Source organism: Vibrio sp. Isolate33 (genome assembly GCF_022397895.1).
GTDB classification, from domain to species: Bacteria; Pseudomonadota; Gammaproteobacteria; order Enterobacterales; family Vibrionaceae; genus Vibrio; species Vibrio pomeroyi.
Genome location: NZ_JAKEUP010000003.1, coordinates 98,430 through 110,864 on the forward strand (window position 1 = coordinate 98,430; position 12,435 = coordinate 110,864).

10 protein-coding genes are annotated in these 12,435 nt (G+C 42.1%); 9 read left to right on the forward strand and 1 reads right to left on the reverse strand.

The features are described 5' to 3' along the window. The first annotated feature begins 55 nt into the window (after positions 1-55). The 5 genes from L1D37_RS07140 to L1D37_RS07160 all read left to right on the forward strand — a co-directional run bounded on the left by L1D37_RS07140 (position 56) and on the right by L1D37_RS07160 (position 5,499). Positions 56-1,117 (forward strand): efflux RND transporter periplasmic adaptor subunit, encoded by a 1,062-nt coding sequence (locus L1D37_RS07140; RefSeq protein WP_239847381.1) that lies wholly within the window; start codon positions 56-58, stop codon positions 1,115-1,117. 10 nt (positions 1,118-1,127) lie between these two features. Further along, positions 1,128-2,129, forward strand: a complete 1,002-nt coding sequence (locus tag L1D37_RS07145; RefSeq protein WP_239847382.1) for a hypothetical protein — start codon at positions 1,128-1,130, stop codon at positions 2,127-2,129. A 507-nt stretch (positions 2,130-2,636) separates the two neighbouring features. Then, a complete protein-coding gene (locus tag L1D37_RS07150) occupies positions 2,637-3,401 on the forward strand; it encodes a hypothetical protein (protein WP_176679312.1) in 765 nt (254 codons plus the stop codon). Between the two features lie 103 nt (positions 3,402-3,504). Beyond that, positions 3,505-3,909 carry a hypothetical protein gene (locus tag L1D37_RS07155; RefSeq protein ID WP_176679311.1) on the forward strand — a complete coding sequence of 135 codons (405 nt, stop codon included), beginning with the start codon at positions 3,505-3,507 and terminating at the stop codon, positions 3,907-3,909. An 84-nt stretch (positions 3,910-3,993) separates the two neighbouring features. Further along, positions 3,994-5,499, forward strand: a complete 1,506-nt coding sequence (locus L1D37_RS07160) for a CoA transferase (RefSeq protein ID WP_239847383.1) — start codon at positions 3,994-3,996, stop codon at positions 5,497-5,499. 161 nt (positions 5,500-5,660) lie between these two features. Here L1D37_RS07160 and L1D37_RS07165 read toward each other — a convergent pair whose 3' ends face one another. After that, the gene (locus L1D37_RS07165; RefSeq protein WP_176679309.1) at positions 5,661-6,548 is read right to left on the reverse strand and encodes a LysR family transcriptional regulator; all 888 of its coding nucleotides are present in this window, start codon (positions 6,546-6,548) and stop codon (positions 5,661-5,663) included. Between the two features lie 85 nt (positions 6,549-6,633). Here L1D37_RS07165 and L1D37_RS07170 point away from each other — a divergent pair, with 85 nt between their 5' ends. The 4 genes from L1D37_RS07170 to L1D37_RS07185 all read left to right on the forward strand — a co-directional run bounded on the left by L1D37_RS07170 (position 6,634) and on the right by L1D37_RS07185 (position 12,287). Then, positions 6,634-8,076, forward strand: a complete 1,443-nt coding sequence (locus L1D37_RS07170) for a CoA transferase (RefSeq protein WP_239847384.1) — start codon at positions 6,634-6,636, stop codon at positions 8,074-8,076. A 435-nt stretch (positions 8,077-8,511) separates the two neighbouring features. Continuing rightward, a complete protein-coding gene (locus tag L1D37_RS07175) occupies positions 8,512-10,338 on the forward strand; it encodes a DUF3604 domain-containing protein (RefSeq protein WP_176679307.1) in 1,827 nt (608 codons plus the stop codon). A 124-nt stretch (positions 10,339-10,462) separates the two neighbouring features. Further along, a complete protein-coding gene (locus tag L1D37_RS07180; protein ID WP_239847385.1) occupies positions 10,463-11,290 on the forward strand; it encodes a peptidylprolyl isomerase in 828 nt (275 codons plus the stop codon). A 10-nt stretch (positions 11,291-11,300) separates the two neighbouring features. Next, positions 11,301-12,287: a HupE/UreJ family protein gene (locus tag L1D37_RS07185; protein WP_239847386.1), complete on the forward strand. Its 987-nt coding sequence runs from the start codon at positions 11,301-11,303 to the stop codon at positions 12,285-12,287. Positions 12,288-12,435 lie beyond the last annotated feature (148 nt).

Consider the following 12,435-nt stretch of genomic DNA (forward strand, 5'->3'; position numbering starts at 1 on the left):
TAACCTTTAAAAAGTATTTATCAAAAATAACATTTAACTTAACAGAGAAAACAAAATGAACTTGCAACACATCACCAACAAAGTAGGAAAGAGCGTGTTCGTCGCGCTCGTATTGTTTGGTGTAAGCATGGTGTTTAGTGATATTAACGCGCCATTCACGACTAACGCCTATCTAAAAAAAGACATCATCTCAGTGACAACAGGAGCAGAAGGCAATGTTAGTGAGATCTTTGTGAAAAACGGCGACTACATCAAGAAAGGCGACCCAATTTTTGCCATTGATGAGCAGGATTTGGTTGAAAATAAAGACATCGCTTACGCCAATATGGTGGTTATTCAGCAGCATCTGACTCGCTTAAAAATCGAAATAAAACAAGCAACACAGCAGGTGGATCAGCAACAAGAAATTGTTGATAACACACGAACGCATTGTCAACGCTTCAAAGCACTACTTACCAAAGGAACCATCAGCCAAGAGATGTTTGATGATGCGCACTTAGCTTATTTGGACGCTGAAAAAGAACTTAAAAAGGACAAACTGGAACTTGAATCAAAAACAATTCAGTTGGCAGAAGAAGGTGAGAATGGCGGATTAATGCTGGCACAAGCTCTAGTTAATAGAGCGGATAGAAAGATCTCAAAAGCGATTACGTTTGCTTCGGTTTCAGGCTGGGTTACAAACCTACAACTGAATGTTGGTGAGTTTATTAATAACCGCAACCCTCAAGTAGCTATCACGTTAGATCACAATGCCAACCTAGTGGCAAACTTCAATGAAAAAGCGTTAGGGCGACTAGAAGGTGCTACCGTCATGGTCGTGTTTGATGCCCTACCCGGTGAGATATTTACTGGAACCATCAAATCCAAAGACTCCGCGGTGCAAGTAAACCAGCGTAACGATAATGATCTAGGCAAAGAAGCATTTGTGCAACGTGATGAACGTTGGATAAGAAAAAGCCAACAAGTAAGAACAATAATTGAAGTTGAAGACTTACCCACTGAACTCATATCTGGATCTAAAGCCACCACGATGATTAAACCGGAAGGTTCCGGGTTTTGGAGTTTGTTCTCTGTCACCGTGATGAAGTTCGTCTCCCTGTTTCGCTACATCTATTAGATCTTGCCCCATGAATATACGCCCAGTTCTTCGAGCTAGCTTATTTTTTACCGTCGCTATCGTGATTGCAGAGTTATTAAACATGCAGCAAGTCGTGCTGTGTGTTTTCTTAGGGCCTGCAATCATCAGTGGTCATAAATTTAGCCTTAGAGTGTCAGTCATTTTCCTGATGCGAATCTTAGCTTTTGTGGTGGTAGGCATGTTGGTTGGGGAGATGTTTTATAACAACCAGATGTTTGCAGTCATGTTGAGTGCCTCATTATTCTGGTGCTTGATGACTGGCATAAAATACCCATCAAAAATCATGGCCTACACGTCACCCGTTTTTCTGTATTGTTATGCCTTTATCAATACAACCAGTGGCTTAGTCGTCGAAAATACAATTCTAGAGTTACTACAAGGGGTCTCATTTATGATTCCGCTCGGGTGGCTCTGCTTTAAACTGTTTCCGTCTGACAACGAGCTTCCCAAAACAAAAAGCACAGCCAAGGAACCTACGATTTCAGAACTGCATAAACTGCTGATAGTTGTCCTGATAACGTGCGCTTTAGTCACATTTCTGACCATGGATATTGGTGGTGCTATTTTTTGTCTTTCTGTCGTAATCAATGCCGCGCTACGAAGCAGTATTAAGCAAGGTAAATTGGTCGTTCAATCCATTATCCCAGTGCAAATTACAGGCTGCTTAATGGCGCTACTATTCCACCTTTTACTGCTTGGTCATCCAAACAACATTGCGCTCTTTGCCTTACTATTGTTTGTATTGACTAGCGTGGTTCATTACTTTTCATTCCATAAAGAGTTGCGACATAAGGATATCCCAAACTTCGAAGTGGGCTTTATGTCTGCGGTATTAGTCCCTGTAACTCTTTATACACAATCGAATGGTTTTCATGTCGAACCTTTTGTTGAACGAATGTTTGATATGGCATGCATTTGGGCAGTCTTAAATGTCATCGTGTACTTCGTGCTACGGCATAAACGTAAGAATCATCCGGTATCCACTAATTAACCTCGATTCACTTCGCCATTAGTTATTGTGTTACTCATGGCGTGATTGGCTACGCTCGACATCTAACAAAACAGGGCTTCAGGATTAATGGCAATATCTCACAGTACTAAGTTACTATTGTTATTCTAAAATCGAAAGCTCATCCCCACCAGCTTAATGCAATAACTCCATTTTAAACGATAAATCGAAAGCTTCGATCTCTTCATTACTATTCCGATTATCAATATCGACCATTTCATTCAGTTTTTTAGTCCGTGTAACTGTTGTTTTATTGAAAATAATTGAACACATGCTGATCGTATTCAATCTAAATTTATCGCCATCCTCCCCCAATACATGCAAATGCAAACCCTTTTTTTTCACGCAATAATCTTCTATAAATCCACTTTTGCACCAGTGCAATTATGAAGCGTAATTCAAGATATTTATCGAAAACAAGGTGGTGAATATACTCTCTCTCAACAACACGGCACTACGCCAAATTTTAAATTGAAAGAGAAAAACATCATGAAACTTAATACCACAACAACCGCTATCCTAATTGCTTCACTGGCTTCAACTAGCGTTCTAGCAGCTAGCAATACAGATACTTCTTCTGTTTCCGCAGGTATTGGCTTTGACAACTACGGCGCAAGCGTAAAAGTTCAATTCGATGACCAAACTGAAGCAAACCAAACCAAAAGTATTATTGAAGTAAAAGGCATTGCAGGGGACAACCTAGGTTGGTCTGGCTCAAGCGAGCGTGATGATTCAATTGATAGCGTTCGAGCTCGTTACTTCAATACTGACAAGGCATCGAACATCGGTAGCTACATTGATACCGAATATGACGTAGAAAAAGAACAGCTTGATCTATCAGCAAACATCACTTGGAAATACCAATACAACCGCATTGAAGTTTTACCTTATGCGGGTGTTGGCTTAACCATCATGAACGGCGAACTGCCTCTTGAAGAAAATGGTTACCCAATTGATGACCACGTTACAGGCTACACCCTACCAGGTACTTACGGCCAAATCGGTGCGTACGCAAAAGTGAAAATCTTAGACAACTTGGATTTTATGTATAACCCAGAATGGCGCAGCACATTGGGCGGTGCAACGGTTTACACAGATAACTATTACAACGGTGAAGACACACTATTCACGAACGAAATACGCTTAACGTACCAAATCACCGCAGATTTAGACGTTCAATACCATGAAGAATGGGATTCAGAACAAGACTACTCAGACGCAACACGTGGATTTGAATTTAACTACAAATTCTAACAACGAGAATCAACCTCATTAATTTTAATCACTATCAATCCTAATAAATAACATTTCATAACCAATGAGTTAATTGAATATTTATTAGGATAGGAGACATACCATGAATACACATATGACAAAAATCGAAGCACCAACATGGCTGCCAAAACTGTTTCAGGCAATTGATACATTAGATTTTTCTGAAAATTCAGGCTTCGAAATCTTGCGTGACGATATTGTGATGCAATTTGGACAGGAAAAGATCATCGGCCTTGAGAACGTGAAAGCTTACTTCAAAAAAATAGATGAACCCTTCATCACTGAGCATTTTATTCACGACGTTTACCAAGTGGGTAACGCGATCATTATGAACGGTGGTGCAAAAATCACAGAAAAACAGAACCTTGATAATGTCATTTCTTTTGATTCGTTATTGAACATTCTGTGGCTTGATGAAAATAACTTAGTTGAACGTTATGTCGTCGATTATCCGCCAGAACTTGAGCAGCACAAACCGAAAAACTAAGCGCCTTAACAAAACAAATTCCATTGGCAGCGTTGCCGTTATACCCAGCAGCGCTCAATAAAGTAAGAATTAGAGACAAATATTATGAATACGAATCAACACAAAGTTTATCAACATATTGCAGATACACTTAACCTATCTACACCAGCATCAGACATCAATGTGGTTCAAACACCGACTTACCTAAAAGAAGATCTAGCAACTGCAGATTACATTACCGGTGTGATTGCAGCATTTGGGGCTAGCTTGGAAGAGATTGGCGAACTACGAGGCCTGCCAAAACAGAGCGTAACCGTTGACCGACGCCATGCGACCATGAGTTTGAACGACCCGGCATACCATTACCTAAATGGTACACTAATTCTTGGTGGTGAAATCGAAGTTCCAGTGAACAGCATCCAACAATCGAAAGACGGTCAATGGATGTGTATGAATGGTGCTTACCCGCATTTACGCGATGGTATTTTAAATTACTTCGATTCAGCAAATAACTACCAAAGCTTGAGCGACCAAGTTGCTAAAGTTGACATTGCAAAAATTGAAGCCGATTTTGAAGAGCAAGGCCTATGTATGGCGCCGCTTTACACACCAGAACAATGGCTAGCACATCCGCAAGGGCAAGCTATGGCTAAGCATCCTCTGGTATTGGTTGATCAACAAGGCGATGCAAAATCTAAAAAGTTAACTCAAGCAAAACATCGTCCACTTGAAGGGCTTAAAATCATTGATGTCACTCACGTGGTGGCTGGCCCATGGTCTACTCGTCAGCTCGCGGAATACGGTGCAGACGTCATCTCGGTTCGTAACCCTGAATTTCCGTTCTTGTACCCAGTAATCTTTGAGCAAAGTTACGGTAAAAAGCAGATACAACTCGACTTGAAGCAGCAACAACACAAAGAGAAGTTCACTGAATTGTTGAAAGATGCCGATGCACTCGTATGGGGTTACGGTCCAAACTCTCTAGAAAGACTAGGATTCGATCAAAAAACACTAATGGAGATCAACCCTAACCTCGTTATTACTCAGATCTCTGCATACGGTCCAACGGGCCCTTGGAGCAAACGTAAAGGTTGGGAGCAATTGGCTCAAACTTGTACAGGCATGACACACATCGCATCGCAAGGTCGCGACCAATACCACCTTGTTGGCGCTCTCGTACTGGATTTCAGCACAGGGTTCTTAGCTGCAATCGGCACGATTTCAGCACTGATCCAACGTGAGAAGAAAGGTGGATTCTGGAATGTAGAAACCATGCTAGCACGTTCAGCAATGGAGCTTTTAAGTTTAGATGCCCAAAAAGAAGAAGTTGTGCCGATTTCAATGGCTGACATGCGCGAGTACTTAATCGACCAAACCAGCGAATCAGGTTCGGTGTTCACTCGAATTACACCTTATGTACAGTTGTCTGAGACCCCAGCTTACTGCCAAACAGGACCTTCCGTGATGGGCGCACATGATCCAATCAAAACAACATGGAGCGACGAACCCGCAGGAAACGGCGCAATCACTCACCGTCCATCAGAAGTCGTTAACCGAGGCTTGTTTGGTTTCATACCGGGCTATGGCCACGAAGACATCATGCTACGCTAAGTAAACGTTCTTCATAAAAACAACGAGCATTAGCGATAAGACTGGGGGTTTCGTCCCCCACCCTGCCCACACAAAAACGAAACGAATTATGAGTCACCAAAGAGACGGGATAAACATAGGAACTTATGTTTATCCCGTCTCAATTTTATTTGACTATATGCCTACACATACCGGAAATAATTAGACATGAATTCAAGGAAATATTCAGTCCTCATAGGTTTAAGTTTCCGTTCTGGATACAACATATTAACCACCGTTTCAGAAAAAATCTCACTCTCTAATATCGTCACTAATTGTTGGTCAGCGTCATATTTATTGGCCATCGATTTCGTAATATAAGCAAGCCCAAGGCCTGCTATACATGACTGAAGTACCGCATAACTGCTGTTTACCGCAACCGAATACGGTAGGTGTTTTATCGCGTTTTTATCTTTATAATTAAACGGGTTTTTGTTTAACACTTGTCGGTGAGGGGGAGTCATTTCGTCAATCGAATTAATGTCACCGTACTGAGCTAAATACTCTTTCGAGGCCATTAAATAGCGTCTGTGTGTCATAAGATGTTTTGAAATTAAACTTTGATTCGATGCTTCACCGATACAAAACCAAACATCAACGCCTTCTTCAACGATATCTACGGAACGATTTGAAAACTCTAAATCTAACACCACTTTTGGGTACTTAATCGCAAACTCATTGAGCGCATTGTTTAGCGCCAAGTTACCGAGATCAACTGGTATCACCAATCGTAACACCCCTGTCGGCTCAACTTGCGTATTGGTTATCTCGTTTTCCGAACGAACCAACAAGTCTTCGATGTTCTGGCAGTAGCCATAAAACGCCTTACCTTCCTCAGTAAGGGTGAGTGTTCTGGTTGTTCTCAGTAGTAGCTTAACCCCATAAAATGATTCGAGATCTGATATTTTTCGACTCACAGTTGATGGATTAATGACTAGCTCTTCCGCTGTCTTTGAAAGCGAATTTAGCTCTACAACTCGCCTAAAAATAGTCAACGTATTTAGATCAAAATTATTATTGCTTCTGTGCAAAACTCTTCCTCATTTCTGGACGTTTATCCCAAATATAGACTGAAGTAAGCTGATTATCTATTACGAAAACATCAAAGGTTTATTTATGTTATATGGTCTAGAAAACTTAAAAAAAGTGGTCGATATAGAAATATCGTCAGACATTGAAAGTATTGATACGAATTACGAACCAAGCTCAGATGAACTATCACCGTACAGTATGTCGGATAGTTTTTCTTCTTTATTAATGATGAACGGTTTGTTGGTTGCAAATATTTGGAAACATAAAACTGGCAAAGCTCAAACCGTCACAGTTGATCATAAAAAAGCGATGGAAATGCTTTATCGCCCTAACTTCCTTCACATCAATGATCAGCCACTCTCGCTAGATGCTTTCAAGCGTTTTGAATCGCTCACTCACAAAACAAAAGATGGGTATTTTGAGACCATTACTGCACTGGAGCATTTACACGACAAGACTTTAAAAGTATTGAACTGCCCACCAGAACAGGAAGCTATTGAAGCTGCCTACTTGTCTAAAACAGCGCAAGAGTGGGAAGATATCTTTAATAAGCATGGGTTAAGTGGCACCAAGATTCGAACTCAACAAGAGTTTCAAGCGCACCCACAAGGCCAAGCTCTAAGTAAGCTTCCACCAATCCAAGTCAAAACGCTTGGTACGGGTTCTAAAGTTCCGTTCAAACCGAGCGAAAGACCGCTCAGTGACGTAAAAGTGCTAGATGTTAGCCATATTATTGCAGGGCCCTCAATGTCGACCTTTTTGGCGGAACAAGGCGCTCAGGTTTTGCATATTGCCAACCCTTCCGCCGAGCGTATTACGTCAAACTACCTTGATACTGGCTTTGGTAAACGCAATGCTTACCTGAACTTTAATAAACAAAAGGATCTCGAGACGTTCTATCAGCTGATCACAGAAACTGATGTGTATGTAAATGGCTATGCTCCAGGTCGGCTTCAAGAGAAGTTTGGTTTAACAGAAGAGAAGTTATTATCAATTAACCCTAACTTAATCATCGTAACCAGTTCGGCATTTGGCGAAGTTGGACCATGGGCGAATAGGCACGGGTGGGAAAACATCGCACAAGCGGCTGTTGGTTCAGCCTTTGATCACGGCACCGAGAACCAACCGATTCTATGTCCTTACGGTTTCATTACCGATTACGGCACTGGCTTAATGGGTTCTATCGGCATTCTGAAAGCGCTTCACAACCGTGCTTTCATTGGTGGTTCCCAACGTGTCAGTGTTTCATTAGCCCAAACTTGTATGTGGTATCAAAACCAAGGTTTGAATTCGAACCCGCAGAATCAACAAAGAAGTCAAAAGAAAGACCAAGAGAACATCGATAAGAAATTCGCCACAATACATAAAGTAATTTCCGGTGGAAACATCAGCGAGAACACCATAAAAACGCCAACGCCATTTGGTGTGATCACTCATTTAAAACCGGTCTTAGAATACTCACGCACACCGGCTTACTGGGATAAACCAACCTCACCTCTAGGCTCCGATTTCCCGACTTGGAAGTAACAATATCTAAGAGGGAATAATATCTAAGCAATCAGTTGCGAGTTAGCTTTTAGCATTAAGAGTAAATCCAAAATAAAGAACACCTTACGTTAGAAAAGCGTCTTGCTTTACTAATGTAAGGTGTTTTTGCATTCACCAAAACAATTAATAAGAGACAACCATTCACTATTGCAGCAATGCAAAAGTGAAAACCAATTTCAGATATTTTTCGCCTTTATCCTCTTGATTATACTTCTCCCATCTTAGCGACAACGAGCATTTACAGGCTTGTTCACTATCACGTTGAGTCTACGGAATAACACTTCAGGCCATGTATTTGCCCGACACGGAATGACAAAACATAAGCACTCGTTTTATGTGTGCGGACTTTCTAAACAAACAAGATGTTAAGAAAACCTGCGTACGTTCAGTTCACCCATTTATTAGGTCATTCCTATGAAAAAAATAAACAAATTAGCAAGTTGTGTTTCTGCCATTTTATTATGCAGCAGTATGGCAGCACAGGCAGACATTACGGTTCACGAAAATAAAGAAGCGTATTTCGGTAACTTACACGTCCATACTGGCTGGTCTTTTGATGGCTTTCCGCAAGGCGCAACCTTCAACCCTGAAACGGCGTATCGCTGGGCTCGTGGTGAAAAAATTGTTGATGAAAACGGTAATGTTTTCAAAATCCAAGGTAAACCTCTTGATTGGTATTCAGTGACAGACCACGCCGAATTTTTAGGCGTATTCCAACAAATGGTCAACCCAGAAAGTGACCTTTATGACTTGGACATATCTAAGCGTTTGGCATCAAAAAACAAAGTTGTGGCTTGGGGGGCCTATGCTGACATCTTCGACTGCATGAATAAAAACAGCTGCGATCCTCGATTGGTTGACCCTAAGCTCGCAAAATCATTATTCGCGCAAACAGTCGAGATCACAGACAAATACAACACACCAGGTCAGTTTACGACTTTTGCTGGCTTCGAATGGACCTCAGGCCCTGAAGCTCGCAACATGCACCGTGTATTGATGTTCAGAGATACTGACCACATTCCAGAAATACCGTTTACCAGCTTCGATTCGAAACGACCAGAGGACCTTTGGGCTTGGATGGACAAGCAACGTGAGAACGGCTCAACACTGTTAGCGATCCCTCACAATGGTAACGCCAGCGATGGTTTGATGTTCCCTGTCGATACCAGTTACGGCGGCTCTAAAGTAGACAAAGCCTATGCAGAAACTCGTATGAGAAATGAACCACTTTACGAAATCACTCAGATCAAAGGCACATCAGAGACGCACCCTGAGTTGTCTCCGAACGATGAGTTCGCAGGTTTTGAATTGTGGGATTATCGTTTAGATATGCACGGTCGTCTAACAGACAAACGAGTGGGTGGTTATGCACGCGACGCTCTACTGCGCGGTATTAAGCAAGAAGCAGAAGGTCAAGGTAACCCATACAAGTTCGGTTTCATTGGCGATGCTGATACCCACAACGGAGCAAGCACTTTCCAAGAATTCAACTTCACCGGTAAATTTGGGGTTGAAGTTCATCCAGAAGAACGCATGTACGGTTCACCGGGTAACTCAGGTCGTAACATTGAAGAAATCCGTAAGTTCAGTACGTCTGGTTTAGCTGCAGTTTGGGCAAAATCGAATACTCGAGAAGAGATTTATGATGCGTTAGCAAACAAAGAAGTTTACGCAACAACAGGAACTCGCATGAAAGTGCGAACTTTCGCAAGCTTCGACTACCCACAAGAATTGCTAAAACAAGCAGACTGGGAAGCAACGGCTTACGATGAAGGCGTGCCAATGGGTAGCGACCTAACCTCTGCAGATATTCACGGTAAAACAGCACCAACCATTATAGTCCAAGCTGAAAAAGATCCTGATAGCGGTAACTTAGACCGAATCCAGATCATCAAAGGCTGGGTAAAAGACGGCAAAACGTTTGAAAAAGTCTACAACGTTGCGATGTCTGATGGTCGTGTTGAGAATGAACATGGCAAAGTGCCTGCCGTAGGTAACACCGTGGACGTGAAAACAGCCACCTTCACCAATGATATTGGCGCTGAGTCACTTCAAGCTGAATGGGTCGACCCTGACTTTGATGAATCACTGCATGCGTTCTACTACGCTCGTGTACTAGAAATCCCAACTCCTCGTTGGAGCACATTTGATGCAGTAGAAATGGGCACAACCGTTCCTGAAGAACTGCCAGTTTCTATTCAAGAGCGCGCGTTTACCTCGCCAATTTGGTATACGCCTTAGTCTTATTGAGACTCGTCGAAAACTAAGTTTAACCTAGCTACACAATAGCACCATAGAGCCGCTCTGTGGTGCTATCCACTCAATGGATTTGATGCCCTATTTATCTGTTAAAAAGATTACTTTCATGAAAAATTTAACTGTACGTTTATTGCGCCAACCTCTAATGCAATTTTTCCTAATTGCTGCCGCACTTTTTGCTTACAACCATTACTCCGAACAACAGAAGTTCAATGAGGAGAATGTGATTGTTATTACGGAAGATAAACTTGAGCAAATCCATCTTAAATACGTAAAACTGTGGCGCAAACAGCCTACCCCCCAAGAACTACAAGCGTTAGTTCGTGACTACGCACTTGATGAAGCTTACGCACGAGAAGCAAGAAAAGTCGGCTTTGATACTAACGATGCCGTCATAAAACGTCGCCTCAAACAGAAGCTTCGCTTCATGATTAATGACGTTTCCGTGATGGAGCAACCAAGCGATGAGTCGCTGCATGAGTTTTATCAAGCACACATCGATAACTACAAGAAAGCCGATATCTATAGCTTTGAGTTCATCGCGCTGGACAGCACAAACGGAGCAATCAACATCAGTCCAGACTTGATTACAAGTTCGGACTCTAGCGGAAATTATTCAGAACAACCCAATCCGATCGCAGTTTCCAATTGGGATTCTTACGACGTAGATAAACGCTTCGGTGCCAAATTCTTAGAACAGTTGGCTACCCAACCTCTGGATCAATGGTCGTCACCTATCAAAGCGACATCGCAGTATTTCCAAGTGAAAGTGACGAGCAAGACAGAGAATGACTACTTCTCGTTTGATAATGCCAAAGCTCGAGTATTAGACGATTGGCGTATTCAGCGCAATCAAGAAAATCTAGACACTTACGAAAGCAAACTGCTGAACGACTATCAAGTTGTGATGAGCAACTCCGACGCCAACTCTTAAGGAAACCGTGATGAAAAAGCTAATCTCGTTACTTTTCTTATGTTTGATGACCATGTCACTGGGGGCTTACGCCGATGACATGCAATCAGCTTCGTTGCTGATCAAACAAATCGACAGCACGCACTCCGACTTTCTGTGGAAACGCCCAGTAAAAGGCGACAGAACCGTCGACCTTGATATCGTTGTTGATGGACAGAGCCAAAAAGACCACGCCAATATGCTCAGCTCGGTGATACCCGGAGCCTATGTTCAACAATGGACTATTGAGCGAGAGAACGGCTTAAAAGGATTACAACTCGATATTGATGGTTTAACCAAGTATCAAGTGGATGTGATCGTCCGGATTGAAGATGCCGAAAACAACATCATTTCACGAGTGCTAAACGTTAGTGACCACCAGCTAAAATTGGCTGATGAGTTTAAATCTGACAACGTGATGACGGCGTACGTTAAGTTGGGAATTGAGCATATTCTGGAAGGCTACGATCATCTGTTATTTATATTGTGCTTGATCTTCATTGCGCGAACACCCAAGAAGATCGTAATGACTATTTCTGGCTTCACGATTGCTCACTCCATCACATTGATCATGTCTTCAATGGGTATGATGAACATCAGCATCGCTCCCGTCGAAGCCAGTATCGCGTTGAGCATTGTGTTTTTGGCCTACGAAATTGCCTCCAACAAAACTGATAGTCTAACGTTTAAGTACCCGTTATTGGTGTCGTCGAGCTTTGGTCTATTGCATGGTTTTGGGTTCTCCTCTGTGTTAAGCGAAATCGGCTTGCCACATAATGAGGAGCTCATGGCGCTGGTCAGTTTTAATGTCGGTGTCGAAATCGGACAAGTAATTTTCGTTGCGGCGTCTTACCTGTTTATCCAACTCATCACCAAAAAGTTGACGCTGGTTTCTAACACCATGGTGAGAAATTCAATCAGTTACTTTTGTGGCGTCACATCGATGTTTTGGCTAATTCAACGCGTCATCGCTTTTTAAGACCGAACGACTATGCCTAAAACTCACTAGCTTTAACCTTTCAAATCACATAACTAACTGGAAGGTTATGGTTGGGATGGTAAACATTAATACAAAACTCACATTCATTAGAGTCAACCATGAAAAATTTCCTCGGAAATACCGATAC